17 protein-coding genes are annotated in these 14,892 nt (G+C 65.2%); 9 read left to right on the top strand and 8 right to left on the bottom strand.

The window, feature by feature from the left end; all coding sequences use genetic code 11:
• Positions 1 to 118: 118 nt before the first annotated feature.
• The 3 genes from MUK72_RS06765 to MUK72_RS06775 all read left to right on the top strand — a co-directional run bounded on the left by MUK72_RS06765 (position 119) and on the right by MUK72_RS06775 (position 2,404).
• The gene (locus MUK72_RS06765; protein WP_244705067.1) at positions 119 to 349 is read left to right on the top strand and encodes a hypothetical protein; all 231 of its coding nucleotides are present in this window, start codon (positions 119 to 121) and stop codon (positions 347 to 349) included.
• Entirely contained in the window at positions 346 to 1,845 is a 1,500-nt protein-coding gene (locus MUK72_RS06770) for an MATE family efflux transporter (protein ID WP_244705069.1), read from the top strand. The genes MUK72_RS06765 and MUK72_RS06770 overlap by 4 nt, the downstream gene beginning before the upstream one ends.
• Before the next feature lie 112 nt (positions 1,846 to 1,957).
• On the top strand, positions 1,958 to 2,404 hold the full coding sequence (locus tag MUK72_RS06775) for a universal stress protein (protein WP_004053350.1): 447 nt from the start codon (positions 1,958 to 1,960) through the stop codon (positions 2,402 to 2,404).
• 57 nt (positions 2,405 to 2,461) lie between these two features.
• Here the strand turns inward: MUK72_RS06775 and MUK72_RS06780 are convergent, their stop codons facing one another.
• Positions 2,462 to 3,796: an MFS transporter gene (locus MUK72_RS06780; RefSeq protein ID WP_244705071.1), complete on the bottom strand. Its 1,335-nt coding sequence runs from the start codon at positions 3,794 to 3,796 to the stop codon at positions 2,462 to 2,464.
• A 187-nt stretch (positions 3,797 to 3,983) separates the two neighbouring features.
• Positions 3,984 to 4,178 (bottom strand): multidrug transporter, encoded by a 195-nt coding sequence (locus MUK72_RS06785; RefSeq protein WP_244705073.1) that lies wholly within the window; start codon positions 4,176 to 4,178, stop codon positions 3,984 to 3,986.
• 124 nt (positions 4,179 to 4,302) lie between these two features.
• Here MUK72_RS06785 and MUK72_RS06790 point away from each other — a divergent pair, with 124 nt between their 5' ends.
• A complete protein-coding gene (locus tag MUK72_RS06790; RefSeq protein ID WP_244705075.1) occupies positions 4,303 to 5,652 on the top strand; it encodes a sulfatase in 1,350 nt (449 codons plus the stop codon).
• Positions 5,653 to 6,366: 714 nt separating this feature from the next.
• Here MUK72_RS06790 and MUK72_RS06795 read toward each other — a convergent pair.
• The 3 genes from MUK72_RS06795 to MUK72_RS06805 form a co-directional block, all read right to left on the bottom strand.
• Complete coding sequence (locus MUK72_RS06795) at positions 6,367 to 7,326, bottom strand: permease (protein ID WP_244705077.1); 960 nt, start codon at positions 7,324 to 7,326, stop codon at positions 6,367 to 6,369.
• 1 nt (position 7,327) lies between these two features.
• Positions 7,328 to 7,711: an ArsR/SmtB family transcription factor gene (locus tag MUK72_RS06800; protein ID WP_244705079.1), complete on the bottom strand. Its 384-nt coding sequence runs from the start codon at positions 7,709 to 7,711 to the stop codon at positions 7,328 to 7,330.
• Between the two features lie 368 nt (positions 7,712 to 8,079).
• The gene (locus tag MUK72_RS06805) at positions 8,080 to 8,880 is read right to left on the bottom strand and encodes a polyprenol monophosphomannose synthase (RefSeq protein ID WP_244705081.1); all 801 of its coding nucleotides are present in this window, start codon (positions 8,878 to 8,880) and stop codon (positions 8,080 to 8,082) included.
• Between the two features lie 128 nt (positions 8,881 to 9,008).
• Between MUK72_RS06805 and MUK72_RS06810 the strand changes: the two genes are divergently transcribed.
• Both MUK72_RS06810 and MUK72_RS06815 read left to right on the top strand, forming a co-directional pair.
• The gene (locus tag MUK72_RS06810; protein ID WP_244705082.1) at positions 9,009 to 9,548 is read left to right on the top strand and encodes a PH domain-containing protein; all 540 of its coding nucleotides are present in this window, start codon (positions 9,009 to 9,011) and stop codon (positions 9,546 to 9,548) included.
• A gap of 1 nt (position 9,549) precedes the next feature.
• A complete protein-coding gene (locus tag MUK72_RS06815; RefSeq protein ID WP_244705085.1) occupies positions 9,550 to 9,792 on the top strand; it encodes a hypothetical protein in 243 nt (80 codons plus the stop codon).
• 1 nt (position 9,793) lies between these two features.
• Here MUK72_RS06815 and MUK72_RS06820 read toward each other — a convergent pair whose 3' ends face one another.
• Positions 9,794 to 11,014, bottom strand: coding sequence for a heme ABC transporter ATP-binding protein (locus tag MUK72_RS06820; protein ID WP_244705087.1), 1,221 nt, complete (start codon positions 11,012 to 11,014; stop codon positions 9,794 to 9,796).
• Positions 11,011 to 12,072, bottom strand: coding sequence for a vitamin B12 ABC transporter permease BtuC (gene btuC / locus MUK72_RS06825; protein ID WP_244705089.1), 1,062 nt, complete (start codon positions 12,070 to 12,072; stop codon positions 11,011 to 11,013). Before btuC ends, MUK72_RS06820 begins: the two co-directional genes overlap by 4 nt.
• Before the next feature lie 61 nt (positions 12,073 to 12,133).
• Between btuC and MUK72_RS06830 the strand changes: the two genes are divergently transcribed.
• The 3 genes from MUK72_RS06830 to MUK72_RS06840 all read left to right on the top strand — a co-directional run bounded on the left by MUK72_RS06830 (position 12,134) and on the right by MUK72_RS06840 (position 13,949).
• Complete coding sequence (locus MUK72_RS06830) at positions 12,134 to 13,387, top strand: PGF-CTERM-anchored ABC transporter substrate-binding protein (protein ID WP_244705091.1); 1,254 nt, start codon at positions 12,134 to 12,136, stop codon at positions 13,385 to 13,387.
• 65 nt (positions 13,388 to 13,452) lie between these two features.
• Positions 13,453 to 13,731: a signal recognition particle subunit SRP19 gene (gene srp19 / locus MUK72_RS06835; RefSeq protein WP_244705093.1), complete on the top strand. Its 279-nt coding sequence runs from the start codon at positions 13,453 to 13,455 to the stop codon at positions 13,729 to 13,731.
• Complete coding sequence (locus MUK72_RS06840; protein ID WP_244705095.1) at positions 13,728 to 13,949, top strand: H/ACA ribonucleoprotein complex subunit GAR1; 222 nt, start codon at positions 13,728 to 13,730, stop codon at positions 13,947 to 13,949. The genes srp19 and MUK72_RS06840 overlap by 4 nt, the downstream gene beginning before the upstream one ends.
• Positions 13,950 to 13,951: 2 nt before the next feature.
• Here MUK72_RS06840 and MUK72_RS06845 read toward each other — a convergent pair whose 3' ends face one another.
• Entirely contained in the window at positions 13,952 to 14,818 is an 867-nt protein-coding gene (locus MUK72_RS06845; RefSeq protein ID WP_244705097.1) for a YihY/virulence factor BrkB family protein, read from the bottom strand.
• Positions 14,819 to 14,892: the final 74 nt, after the last annotated feature.

Genomic DNA, 14,892 nt, shown 5'->3' on the forward strand with positions numbered 1-14,892 from the left:
TCGATCAAGTCCCCGATAACGCGACGACCTGCCCGTGGTTGGAGCGAGACAGAACCTTTTTAACCGAATGGTTAGTTGTATCGATAACGGCTGACTGTACGGTCAGCACTGGACGACTATGACTGACGAGACGATCACCGATATCACGGATGCCACCTCTCGCACGCTGTATGAGTGCGGTACTGGTGCGTTGCGGACGCGAATCACGACTTCCACGAACAGTACGACCGACACGATCATCACGACGGTTCGATCGGAGACCGTCCACCGCGTCGGCCACGAAGCCGCGACACGCGGAGCTCCCGGTTCCATTAGCGTATCCGTCGATCGAGGAGTTGTCGCCGAGTGAGCCTCCGAAGCCGTCTCGGCGGACTGTTCAAGTCCCGCGACGAGTTCGATCTCACGTCGGGCAGCATCGGCAAACCGCTGTTCTATCTCTCCCTGCCGATCATCGTGCAGAACCTCTTCCAGACCGCCTACAATCTGGGTGATACGTTCTGGCTCGGGCAGTACGATACGACCGCGCTGGCCGCGATCAGTTTCGCGTTCCCGATGGTGTTCCTGCTGATCTCGCTCGCGCTCGGGCTCTCGGTCGCGGGCAGCGTGCTCGTCGCCCAGTATACCGGGGCCGGGGAGGAACGGAGAGCCGAGTACGCCGCCTCCCAGACGGTCATCTACGCGGTGGTCGCCTCGCTCGTTCTCGGCGCGGTCGGCTATCTCTTCGTCGACGAGCTGCTCGCGTTGCTCGGTGCCGGGCCCAACATCGCGCCGCTGGTGAAACAGTATCTGCAGGTGTACACGATCGGTCTGGTGGCCGTCTTCGGCTTCGCCGTCTTCATGTCGCTGATGCGTGGCTACGGCGATACGCTCACGCCGATGTACGTGATGGCGGGTTCGGTCGTCATCAACATCGTTCTCGACCCGATCCTCATCTTCGGCTTTCAGGACAACCCGCTGTTCGGGCTGCTCGGCGCTCGTGGCCTCGAAACGTGGCTGTTCGGCCTCACGGGCTACACCGGCTCCGGGATCGCCGGGGCCGCGATCGCGACGGTGTTCGCCCGGGCGCTGGCGTTCGGGGTCGGTCTCGTCGTCATGTTCCGTGGCAATCGTGGCGTCAAGATACGGTTGCGACAGATGGTGCCCAGTCTCTCGTTCGCACGCAAGGTCGTCGATATCGGTGTTCCCGCCTCGGTCGAGGGGACGGCGCGCTCGCTGTCGATCAACCTGCTGTTGGTCGTCATCGCCGCGTTTCCCGAATCGGTCGTCGCCGCCTACGGGATCGGGACGCGGATCTTCTCGGTGATCTTCCTGCCGGCGCTCGCGGTCTCGCAGGGCATCGAAACGATGACCGGTCAGAACATCGGCGCTGGCAAACTCGATCGCGCCGCGGAGACGAACAACTTCGGTGCTCGGGCCATGCTCGTCGGCCTGACCCTCCTCGGGGCGCTCGTTCTGATCGCTCCGGAACCGATCGCCGGCATCTTCACCGACGACCCAGCGGTCGTCGCCCAGAGCGCGACCTTCCTCCGCTACTCCGCCCTCTCGTTCGGATTTATCGGCGTCATGCGGGCGTACACCGGCGGGTTCCGGGGTGCGGGGAAGACGATGGTCGCGGCGGCGATCTCGCTCATCTCGCTCGGGCTCGTCCGGCTGCCGATCGCGTGGCTCGGGGCGGCAGCACTGGGCACCGTCGGTCTCTGGATCGCGTTCCCGATCTCGAACCTCGCGGGCGGGATCGTGGCGTATCTCTGGTTCAAGCGGGGAACCTGGCGCGAACAGGACCTCACCGAGTCGAACGTCGGCGCGGACGTCGCGGGAACGGAGACGTCGTCGATGGACGACTGATACCACGGTCCAGGACCGCTGCAACCACTCGAACCGACGTCGGTCGGTACGGAGTTGCTGTGACCAACGTTATACCGTGCCGCCAGATATTTTCGCACAGGTACGAATCACGATGTTCGATCGAATACTCCTCCCGACCGACGGTAGTGATCCGACCGAGTCAGCGGTGACGATGGCGCTCGGACTCGCCGAAACACACGATGCGACGCTCCACGTGCTCTTCGTCGTCGATCCACCCACGTCGGTCACCGGCGTCGGTGACGGGTTCTCGGGGCTGGACAACCTCCTCGATGCGCTCGAAGAGGAGGGCCACAGTACGACCGACGAGATCGCCACACAGGCGAGCGAGCGCGACATCGAGACGACGGCGGCCGTCCGGCGGGGGAACCCCCACGACGACATCCTCTCGTACGCGGACGAAGCCGCTGTCGACGTGATCGTCATGGGAACGCACGGTCGAACGGGTGTCAAACGGGCGCTGTTGGGAAGCGTGACCGAGGACGTCGTCCGTCATTCCTCGATCCCTGTTCTCACCGTCCATCGCGATCCCGACGAATAGCTCGCTCTCGATCGATTCAGCGATATCGAACGATATTCCTCGATCGGTCTCAGGAGCTCAGTGGACCGCTGCTTCGTCCGTCGATTCGTCGGGCTCGGAGATGATGTACTTCAGTGCGATCGCGACTCCGACACAGAGCAGGCTGAGGACGACGAAGACGCCGAACCCGCGTGCGTAGCCGATCTCGCCGTACGCGTCCGCGAAGTAGCCCATCAGTGGCAGGATGACGAGCGTGCCCCCGCCGCCGATGCCGCTGATCCAGCCCGATGCTCCGCCGACGGCCTCCGGAATGAACTTCGGCACCAGTTCGAACACCGCGGCGTTGGCGATCCCCATGCCGGTTCCCAGCACCATCATGCCGACGATCGCCGGCCAGAACCCGGTGACGACGGTCATGATCGCGCTGCCGAGCGCCATGATCGCGAAACTGATGATGGCGACGATCTCGCCACCGAACCTGTCGCTGATGCTTCCAGCCGGAACCCGGATGAGCGATCCGTAGGCGATGAAGAGTCCGGCCAGAAGCCCCGCCGTCGCGAGCGACAGCTCGTGGAACTGCTCCCAATAGGTCGGGAACCAGGCCGACAGGGATGTGAACCCGCCGCCGAAGGAGACCGTGTAGAGAAAGACGAGAATCCACGTACGACGGTTTCTCGCGGACGTCTTCAGCGATTCCCACGCGCCACCCGACGGGAAGATGTCTTGTCCGAGATCGTCGGCGATCCGTCTCGATTCCTCCGGATCGGTGCCCTGTTTGCGGAGCTGGAAGTAGTAGGGGTCGACGGCGTACAGCGCGTAGATGACGGTGGCGACGAGCATGAAGACCAGCCAGATCGCGTAGCTTCCGGTCAGTCCGACGAGCCCGATGAGCACCGGGAGTGCGAAGGTGATCATCCCCGGGCCGATGTTCCCGATCCCGGCGAACGCACCGAGCGCGAACCCCTGTTTGTCGCTCGGATACCAGTAGGAGGTCTGTGAGGTCCCGACCGAGAAGGTCGCACCGCCTGCACCCGCGAGAAGCCCGAAGAAGACCAGCAGTGGATAGAGACTCATGTCGAAGTTCTCGGGATAGGTGAAAAACAACGTCACGACCAGCCCACCGGTCCCGACGAGCGTCGACGCCATGAGGATGAGAAACGGTTTCTTGCCACCGACGTCGTCCACCCAGGCACCGAAGGGGATTCTGAGGACCGCTTTGCTGAGATGTGGGGAGGACAGCAGGAGTCCGTGGAGGATGCCGGTGAGTGCCAACTGATCCTCCAGGATGGGTCCTGCAGCGCCATAGAAGACGATCGTCGTGAGGCCGGCGAAGAAGACGAACGTCGACAGTACCAGCCCTCGTCTCGGCGTTCCCGTCACCCCGTACTCGTCGGCTGCGTGGGCATCGCTCATTACGTGGGTGCCTTGTCCCCTCGGCGTATGTACTATACGAATTCTCCTCGCCCGTACCCCGTGAAAACAATTTGATGAGTGGCCCTCGCGGCGGATCACGGATTGTGGTTCTCGACCAGAACTGCGAACGAATCCCTCGATCGACGGCCCACTGTTGGCGATCCCTGACCGAACCCGTCGGACGATGTCAGTCGCGATAGTTTCGCAGCACGACCCAGCCGGCGGCGAGTGCGAAGATCGCTCCGACGACGAACGCGACGGGTTGGCCGGATGCACCCCACTCCCAGCCCAGGGCCGTCGAGCCGAACAGCGCGATTCCCACCGCGAGCAGTCCGACGACGGTGCCGATCGTCGATGTATCGCGTTCGAAGAGTGACGCCATATCGGAACTACCGATAGCAACGACATAAACGTTGGCCGAGTGATACGGGATCGAACGTTCGGCGAACGGGTACTGTCGAGACGAATGGCAAAACAAATGGCCGGGCGCGTAGTGGTGACGACCAATGAAGACGCTGCTGTTGACCATCGACGCGTGGCGCGCCTCGCATGCCTCGTTCGCGCCCGATGCGGTGGGCGATCACACGCCGAACCTCGCAGCGCTCGCCGAGGAGGGGACCGTTTTTTCACAGGCCGTGAGTCACGGTCCGGCGACGCCCTACGCCTTCCCGTCCGTGTTCACCTCGACACTGCCGCTCGATTACGGTGGCTACGAGCAGTTGAGCGACGAGCGAACGCTGGTGAGCGAGGCGCTGCAGGATGCGGGCTGGAGCGCCGCGGGCGTCCACGCGAACCCGTGGCTCGGCGAGAAGTACGGCTACGGACGGGGCTACGACATCTACCGCGACGTCGGCGAGTTCGGCCTCCCCGGACTGGAGCGCGGCCGGCAGTTCCTGCTCGACAACTTCTCGCTCGATAGCCCCGTCTATCGGGCGGCGCAGTCGCTCTATCGCACAGTCCAGGAACCGCTGCGGATGCTCGGTGGTGGCGACGCGGCCGAGATCGAGGTGGCGCGCGAGGCGCTCGAAAAGTCGAGCGACGAGACGTTCGTCTGGACGCATCTGCTCGAACCCCACGCGCCATACACGCCGCCGAAGCGCCACCGCGAGGCCGTCGGCGTGCCCGAAACCGATGCGACACCCTCCCAGCTCGTCACGCGCGCCCAGCATAGCCCCGAGGAGTTCACCGAACGCGAGCGCGAGGTCATCCGCGGGCTCTACGCCGCGTCGGTCCGCCACGCCGACGAGAAGGTCGGTAAACTCCTAGACGCAGTGGACGACGACACCCTCGTGATCGTCTCCGCCGACCATGGCGAGGCGCTGTTCGAGCACGGCCAGGTCGGCCACGAGCCGGCGCTGTACGACGAGCTCACGCATGTCCCGCTCCTCGTTCGTCCACCGGGCGGCGCGACGGCCGAACAGGTCGAGACGCAGGTGCGCCACATCGACATTGCGCCGACGATCCTGGATTACGCCGACGCCGAACGGCCCGATTCCTACCGTGGGCGCTCGCTCCGGCCGGCCGTCGAGGGCGAGGGAATCGACGAAAAAACGGCTATCTCGGAGGTCGCTTCTTCGGCGACCGAACCCGGCCGGCTCGCGCCCGACGAACTTCAGGTCGCGGTGCGCACGCCCGAGCGAAAGCTCATCCACGCTAACGGCGAGGTGCTGGCGTTCGATCTCAAAGACGATCCCGAGGAGCGCGAGCCGATCACCGACCCGGTCGGCGACGACTGGGACGACCTCCGAGCGGTGCTCGACGACCGGCTGGCGACCATCGATATCGGCGAGAGCGAGGGTGTCGATCGCGACGAGGAAGTCCAGGAGCGCCTCCGGAACCTCGGCTACATCGACTGAGTGGTTGTGGCGGCCGTGCGGTGCGGCGGCGGTGCCTTGGCGTCTCGGCGAGTGGAGCGAGCCGAGGCTCAGGAGAGCTTCGCTCTCCTGGAGGATGAAGGGCGAACGAGCGACCAAAGGGAGCGAGTGAGGGCTTCTGCGGTGCTGTGCGGAGTGGACAACAGTCGTGTCCGCGCGAGTGCAACGAGCGCGGTTCGTCGCGAGTGAGCGGAGCGAACGAGCGGGTGTTTTTAGTCCAGGTTTTTGGAGAGGGTTTGACCGAGCGCCGCAGGCGCGAGGGAGGACCCTCTCTAAAAAAGTGGGGTTTTATAAGCTCCACTGCGGGTCGAGCGGTTCCCAGGTGATGGGATCGGCCTCGACCGGGCTGAGTCCCGTGTGGTCGTGACACGGCGCTCCGGGAACCGATACTTCGTGGAGACACGGCCCGTCCCCGGTGGGGCGAGCACAGACCGGCGTTCCCTCGTTGGTGGGGCAGACAGTGCTTGCCATATTTGGCTAAAGGGTGACTGCAAGATGGCGTCAGGGCCTGCGCATGCTCGCCGTATATATCGGGATGTGGTCGCCTCCGGCTCGTTCTGTTTCGAGTGATCGCTTCATGCTTCGATCATCGTGTGACCACAATTCCTTCGAAGCCGCCGGACGAACTACCGTTTGCGTAGCCATCGTTGATAGACGATTTCCGTTCTTGACGGCGAATCTACCGCTGGATACGGGTCAGACGAGAAGTAGGTTGAACGTCGCACCAACGATGGTACCGATCGTGACGACGGTTCCGGCATACACGAGTAGCAGTCGGCGTTTGAACAACTTGTTCAGGAGGATCAGGTTCGGGATGCTCACGCCCGCGCCGCCGACGACGAACGCCAGCACCGTCCCGATGGCAATGCCTTGTCCGCTGAGCGAGGCAGCCATGGGCAACATCCCGCTGAGACTGATGTATACCGGTGCACCGGCCAGTGCGGCCAACGGTACGGCCAGTGGGTTCTCGGGACCGAGAACGGTTCGAAGAACATCGACGGGCACGACACCGTGGATCAGTGCCCCGATCACGATCCCGAGAATCAGATATGGAAGGGTATCGACGAAGAACGACCACGCATCACGCGCAGCGCTCTCGACGTGTTGTCTGTGAGTTCGTTCCATCCGCGTCGTCCCTCCTGCGCAGCAGTCGGCCGTCCCGCCGTCCGTTGCGATGGCCTGATCGGGATCGTCCGTGATACGGACCGTCTTGATCTGTTCGGTCAACCCCAGTCGCCCGATGACGAGTCCACCGACGACGGCCGCCACGAGCGTGATGACGACGTAATAGACCGTCACTTCGATGCCGAACAGCCCGACGAGCAACAACACGGCGATCTCGTTGACCAGCGGCGAAGCGAGCAGAAAGGAGAAGGCCAACCCGAGCGGCGCACCCGCCTGGAGCAGTCCTGCCAGAACGGGGACGGTCGAGCACGAACAGAACGGCGTCACGGCACCCAGTCCGGCGGCAGCGACGTTCCCCGAACCCTCGTCATGCCCGCGAAGGGCTCGTTCGACTCTCTCCGGCGGGAGATACTCCTGGGCGAGGCCTACGAGGAACGACGCCCCGATGAACAGCGGGACGAGGAGCACCACGAGGTGAATGAAGTAGTTCCACGAGTCGACGAGGCCGCTTTCGAGTCCTGCCGGAAGCATCTCAGGTGTCCTCCCGTATCGCGCGCGCGAGATCGAGTAGTTCGAAGACTGCGGTATCGGCGATACGGTAGTAGCTCCACTTGCCCTTCTTCCGCGATTTGACTAACCCTGCTTTCTTCAGCTTTCGTAGATGGGTGGCGACCGTCGACTGCGGTGCGTCGAGCACGACCTGTAGCTCACAGCCACAGCACTCGGACTTGCGGAGCGTTTCGAGAACGCGAAGGCGATCCTCGTTGGCGAGCGCCTTGAAGACGGCTTCTTGATCGGCGACGTTGCGTTCGGGTGGACGCGTGTCCCGCAAATCGGCGATCCGTGCTTCCGGATCGTCGTATAGTCGTGCGAGCGCGTCATACACCTCGTCGGGCGGTGATTCGGATCGAGACATATTGTATTTTTGCGCTATATATTTACTCGCAGCAGCTCTCTGATCTCTCGTTCGTGGGGTCCGACGACATTTCTTCAACAGTTGAATCACAACAGTTGGCCCCCCGATCCTGTTTGTACCGTTCTGTAAGCCGATCCCAAATGCGATCGAAGATGCTCTGCGACATCGTAACATATCGTATTTGCTCGATTTGTATGAAGGTTGCGGTGGTGATCACGGTTGTTGCGTTCGTCGGCGATGGACCACCAGTTCCGAGCTCCGGCGCTCTGGACGGGCATCACGTCGGTTCGGCTGCCCAACAAAAACGGTGGCTTCGGCTCGTGGCCACTCAGTAACGGTCAGTCGTCAGTCGAAGCAGCTATCGGGCGTCAGTTCGTGTCGGGACTGCGCCGGAGCTGATAGATGTGTTCGAGGAATTCCCAGTATTCGTCGGCGCTGAGCTTCGACTCGCCGCGTTCGCGTTCGGTGAACACGTATGGGATCTCGACGACGCGCTCGTAATCGCACTTCATCAGCACTTCGAGCAGGATCTTGTAGCCGGTGGGTGCGAGCGCGACGTCGTCGATGAGTTCGCGCCGGATGGCGAAGAAGCCGCTCATCGGGTCGGCGATGTTCCGTGTCGGCGGCAGGACGAGTTTGGTGATCGCCATCGCGCCGCGGCTGACGATCCGCCGGAAGCGCGACCAATTCTCGACGCCGCCGCCGTCGACGTGGCGGCTGCCGATGGCGATGTCGGCCCCGTCGTCGAACGCCGCGATGAGCTCGGGGAGCTTCTCGGGTGGATGTTGGAGGTCGGCATCGATGACCGCACAGCACTCGTAGCTGGCTTCGTCGAAGCCCCGGGAGACGGCGGTTGCGAGCCCCGATTCTTGGGTGCGGCGCACGATACGGACCGTCTCGGCGTCCGCGTAGGAGTCGGCGACGAGCTGCCAGGTCTTGTCCGGCGAGTCATCGTCGACGACGACGATCTCGAAGCGGTAGTCGGCGAGGGCGTCCCGGCAGCGCTCGACGACGCGCTCGATGTTCTCGCGCTCGTTGTACGTCGGGATGATGATTGAGACCGAGCGCCCGCGGCTCGCCGTCGCCTGCTCCTCGCGGCTGCTGTGTTGCGTTCCCGATCCGCTGTCGGGGGCGATTCCGCGGCCGCGTTGGCTGGGGCGGTCGGTCACGATGACTGCTCTCCACGCCCGGGGCTAAAAACCGTTAGCACTTCGGACGCGCCCTCGCTACGCGTTGACAGCCCGTAGACGGCCCGCGGACACAACCTGTAAGTCACTGCTCGTCCAGGAATCAGGGGATGAGTTCGGCAGCCGCAGCGAGCGACTGGGTACACCTGACGGGCGAGGAGCGGGTGCTCTGGGCCGGCATGCCGAGCCTCTATCCGGCGATCCCCACGTTCGCGATCGCGTTCGTACTGAGCATTTTCGGCGTCTGGCTCTTCCGCGACGGATCGCTCCCCGTGCTTCCATCGTGGCTCGCGCTCGTGCTCGTCCCGTTCGGCGCGCTCGTCGCTGCATGGGCGTATCTCTCGCGCTGGAGCACACGCTACGTGTTCACGACGAAGGCGATCTACGAGAAACGCGGCGTGCTCTCGCGAACGGTCACGCAGATCCGCTTCGACCGCATCCAGAACACCGCCTTCGAGCAGTCGATCGTCGAGCGTACCCTCTCGTACGGCGACATCGAGGTCTACACCGCGGGCACCGGCGGGGTGAACCTCTCGCTGCGTGACGTGCCCGATCCAAAACGTGCGAATGCGCTCGTGACGACCCGCCTCGGCGAGACCGCCCGCGCGAAACGACCGGATCGCTCGACCGACGAGCGTCCCACGGTGTAGCATGGCCGACGAACGGTGGCTCGGTCTGCGGCCGCGAACGGCGACGCGACTGCTCGTCATCGGGATCGTCTTTCTCGGGCTGTTCGTCCAGTTTCGCGACCCGCTCGCGACGCTCGCGGGACTGCTCTTCGATGGCATTTCCGGGCGTGAACTGACGCTCGTGTTGCTCGCATTGCTCTCGGCGCTCGTCCCGCTACTGATCGCCACCGCGATCGCCGACGCGCTCTACGATCGGTTCGGCTGAGTCAGTCGTCGGCCGGCGTCTCCAGCCGTCGCGGCTCGCCATCGAGTCGCGCCTCGACGCCCGCGACCACCTCCCCGATATCGGTGACGCGTGCGGTCTCGATATCCGTCGTGCGCTCGCCAGCGATTGCCTCGCCAGCAACTTCTCGGACGACGACCAGCCGTCGGGCGTGCTCGGCGAGCGCACGATTGGTTTCGTCCGTGCCGGCGAGCACGGTGCAGTCGGCCGCCCGTACCGATTCGGCGGTTTCTCGACGAATGCTCCCGTCGACCGGCGCGAACGGCGCTGCCGTGACAGTATCGATGTCGTGTGCACGGGCGGCGTCGAGTGCTCGATCTCCATCCGGCAGGACGCCCGCCGAGATGGAGAAGCCGGCCGTCGCGAGCGCGGCGATCGCGCGGGCGGCGGTGTGACCACCGCCCAGAACGTGGACGCGTGCATCGCGGTCGGACTGGCTCTCCGTGACCGTGACGTCGGGCGTTCCGGTGACGGGATGGCTCGTTACTGTTGCATCGGTCCCGAAGGCATGCTCGACGTGCTCCTCGGCGAGTACCGACTCCGGCGTGCCGGCCGCTAGGAGTTGGCCGTCGGCGACGAGCGCGAGCCGGTCGCAGAAGCGCGCGGCCAGCGAGAGGTCGTGGATCGCACAGAGTGCTGCGCGACCCTCGGCGACGAACTCGCGGACCAGCGAGAGGATCCGTACCTGATGGTCGATGTCGAGGCTGGCGGTCGGCTCGTCGAGCAGGAGGGCATCCGGGTCCTGACAGAGCGCGCGGGCGACGACGACGCGCTGGCGCTCGCCGCCGCTCACCGCGTCGATCGATCGGTCGGCGAAGCGCGCGACGTCGGTGCGTTCCATCGCCCGGTCGGCGTGTTCGCGGTCCGTTCGTGAGACACGCTCGAACCGCGAGCGATAGGGGGTCCGCCCCATCGCCACCACGTCGCGGACGGGGAAGGCAAACGAGAGGCTCGTCTCTTGAGGGACGGTCGCCACTTGGCGAGCGAGCGCACGCGCCGAGAGTTCGGTCACGTCGTCGCCGTCGACTGTGACGCGGCCCGCTGTCGGTTCGAGCAGCCCGTTGATCGTCCCCAGAAGCGTGCTCTTGCCCGCGCCGTTCGGCCCGACCAGCCCGACGAGTTCGCCGCGTTCGACGGTGAGGTTCACGTCGGACAGGGCCTGGACGTCGCCGAAGGCAATCGAGAGCTCATTGACGTCGATCACAGTGCGTGCACCTCCCGACGGCGGAGCAAGTAGAGGAAGAAGGGTGCGCCGACCGCTGCCGTCACGATCCCCACGGGGAGCTCGGCGGGGCCGGATCGTGCGAGCGTGTCCGCGGCGACGAGGAAGACGCTCCCTGCGAGCGCGCTCGTCGGGAGCAGGATTCGGTGATCGGGGCCGACGAGCAGGCGCATCACGTGGGGAACGACGAGCCCGACGAAGCCGATGACGCCCGAAACGGCGACCGCGCCGGCGGTCAGCACACTCGACAGGGCCAGCAGGATGCGCTTGCTGCGCTCGACCTCGATCCCGAGCGAGTGGGCTTCGTTCTCGCCGAGCAGGAGCACGTTGAGATCGCGCGTGTACGCCACCAGAACGGCGAAGACGACGAGTGCGACCGGGAGAGTAGTCATGACGTCGTCCCAACCGGCGTTGTGGAGATGCCCCATCAGCCAGTAGGTCACCCGCTCGAGGCTCTCGCCGGCGTTGATGAGCAGATAGGAGATGATTGCCCCCAGAAAGGTCTGTACCGCGACGCCGGCGAGCAGGAGGGTGGCAACGGGCGTCCGTCCACCCTCGGTGGCGATGAGATACACCCCGAAGGCGGCGATCAGCGCGCCGGCGAACGCCGCTCCCTGGAGTCCGAGGGCGAACGGGGTGGCGATGGGGAGGACGATCCAGGCGACCGCGCCCGTCGCCGCCCCCGTCGAGACGCCGATGATCGAGGGGTCGGCCATCGGGTTTCTGAAGAAGCCCTGCATCACCGTCCCGGACGCGCCGAGAGCGAAACCGACGACCGCCGCGAGTGTGATCCGGGGCAGACGCAGGTCCATGACGATCGTCCGAGCGGTCTCGGGAACTGCGAACGAGAGCGAGGGGAGCGCGTCGAGGATGACTCGCGCCACGACGCCGTACTCGATGCCGACCGGCCCGAGCGTCGCGCTCGCGAGGATGACCCCGACCAGCGCGAGCGCGAGACCGGCCGACCACGCGACCGCGCGCGAACCGATCGTCCAGCGGGCGTCCGACCGTGCCGCGGCCGTCGCCCCCTCGCCGTCCATGAACCCAACTGCGCTTGGGTTAGATAAGTATTTATTGCATAGCACCGCAGGCTGGGAGTGTATGCTTCCGAAGACAGCGAGTGCGGTGATGGTCGTACTGGTGATGGTCGCCGGCATCGGGCCGGCCGCAGCGTCGCCGGCCGCGTTGGGATCGCAGCCGGCACAGACGGCGAGCTGTTCGTTCCCGGTGACGGCGACCGACGCGACGGGGACCGACGTTACCATTGACGAGGAGCCCGAACGGATCGTCACGCTCCAGCCAAGCGCGGCACAGACGCTCTGGGAGATCGGTGCGCGCGACAAGGTGGTCGGCGTCTCCAAGTACGCCAGCTATCTCGACGGGGCCGAGAGCCGGACGAACATCTCCGGTGCGGGCCAGCAGTTCGTCAACGTCGAGAAAGTCACGGGTCTCGAACCCGACCTCGTGCTCGCGCCGAACACCATCCCGAACGAGACGGTCGAGACGTTGCGCGGTGCCGGGCTGACCGTCTTCAAGTTCGAGTTCGCGAGCTCGTTCGCCGATATCTCCTCGAAAACGAACCGGACGGGCCAACTCGTCGGGGCGTGTGACGAGGCCGAGCGCACCGTCTCGGAGATGGAGACCCGCGTCGACGCGATCCGGCAGGCGGTCGGCAACGAGTCCGCACCGGGCGCGCTCTACCTCCAGACCGGCAGTTTCGTCCCCGGTAACGGCACGTTCATCGGCGACGTTCTGACGACCGGCGGCGCGGAGAACCTCGCCGCGAGCGAGGGGATCGAGGGCTATCAGAAGATCAGCGCCGAGGTCGTCGCCAGTCAGAACGTCGAGTGGATCGTCACGTCGGATCGATCGATCGTTCCCGACGAGGCTCCCTGGTCCGGGACGACCGCGGTCCAGCGAAACCAGACGCTCGTCGTGAACGGCAGCTACATCAGCGAGCCGGCACCGCGGGTGATCCTTCCGCTGACCGCGATCGCACGTAACCTCCACCCCGAGGCGATTCAGTCGGCGAACCTCTCCGGGACGTCCATCGGACAGGCGAACCGTAGCGCGAACGCGACGACCGCACAGCCGATCGCGGCCGACGGCGGTACCGTGACGACGAGTGCTGACGACGCTGCGACGAGCGCTGGTGACGGCGCGACGGCAGCCGCGACCGATGGCAGCGGTGCAGCCGACGACGCAACCGACGCGGCCGGCGATGCGACCGACGCCGCTGCGACCGGCACCGCCGCGGACGCCACCACGACGAGTTCGGGGAGCGGTCCCGGCTTCGGCGTGACGGTGGCGATCGTCGCGCTGCTCGGCGCGGCACTACTCGCCCGACGGACGTAACGGGCGACTCGATCGGTGCGGCCCGGTTGCAAGCGGTTTAATTCCCCGGGCGGCGAACGCGGGGTATGGTTGAGAACGTCATCTGGCCGGCCTATCTCGATGCGTCACTGAGTCGCAAAGAGGGCCGGCGCGTCCCCCGCACCGTCGCCGTCCCGGAGCCGACCGTCGACGAGATCGCCAGCGCGGCCGGTCAGGTCGGCTACGACGTGGCGATCGAACGCGAGAAGACCTATCCGCGCGAGTACGAATCCAGGGGTCGCGTGCTCATCAAGGATGCCGACGACGACGGCAAATCCGATCTGCTCCAGGCGATCGCGGCCTACGTCAGCGCGCTCCGCGAATGAAACGCGCCGGCGAGGTCGTCGGCGTCGCACAGGGGATGGCGATCGTGCGCGCGCCTGACGAGAGCCATCCCGCCATCGGAACGCGACTGCTCGAACAGGACCTCTCGACCGCGGGCCAGGTCGTCGACGTGTTCGGCCCCGTCGAGCAGCCCTATCTCTCCGTCGACACGACGAACGGGCCGGCGGCGCTGCTCGGCGAACGACTGTACAGCGACTGAGTTCACCAGCGCCAGCGCCCGGACTCCCCGGATGGTTCGAACGCGAGCGGCGCGTCGAACGGTTCGTCTTCGTCGCCGAAACGGTCGGAACGACCCGCGAGGACGACGTTGACGACCGCGCCGAGCAGGAGGACGACACAGCTGTAGTAGAGCCAGATGAGCACCAACAGGACGCCGCCGACGATACCGTAGGCGGCGTACTGGCCCGCGTAGGCGACGTAGAACTGGAAGACGAACTCCGTGAGCGCCCAGCCGAGCGCGGCGACGACGGTCCCGGGAATGACCTCGCGCACCGAGACGTCGACATCGGGGACGAAGTAGTAGAGCGGCAGGAAGGTCACCGAGAGGCCGACGATCAACAGGAGCGTGCCGAACCGTTCGACGGTCGGCAGGATCGGGACGACCGCGAACACGCCGCCGACGAGCACGACGGTGCCGACCGCCAGTCCGACGGCGACGAGGACGACGATCGCGTCCCGAAGCTGTTCGAGAAGTGATTTCGCCTCGGTAATCCCGTAGACCGCGTCGAAGGCGATGTCGAGCCCGCGAAAGAGTTTGAGCGCGCTCCACAGCAGCGTGACGAGGCCGAGCGCCGACGCCCCGGTCTGGCCGGACGGATCGGTGAGCACGTCCGAAAGCACCTCGCGCGCGCTGTCGGTGAGCGTCGATTCGAGCAGCCCCGTGACCTCTCTGGCGAACGCCTCGCCGCCGACGACCGAGGCGGCGATGAAGGCCAGAATAAAGAGTGGAATCAACGAGAGGAAGGCGTAGAACGCGAGGCTCCCCGCCATGAACGTGAGGTGGTTCTCGGTCGTTTCGGCGATCATCGCCCGCAGTGCGACGACCGGGCGCGACGAACGGAGATTCATGCGACCCTCGTACAATGGGAGGGACGCCGACGCCTAACTCTTCGCCTTCGCCGACACAACGAAACCCCGAAGGT

This window comes from Halococcus dombrowskii (genome assembly GCF_022870485.1).
GTDB classification, from domain to species: Archaea; Halobacteriota; Halobacteria; order Halobacteriales; family Halococcaceae; genus Halococcus; species Halococcus morrhuae.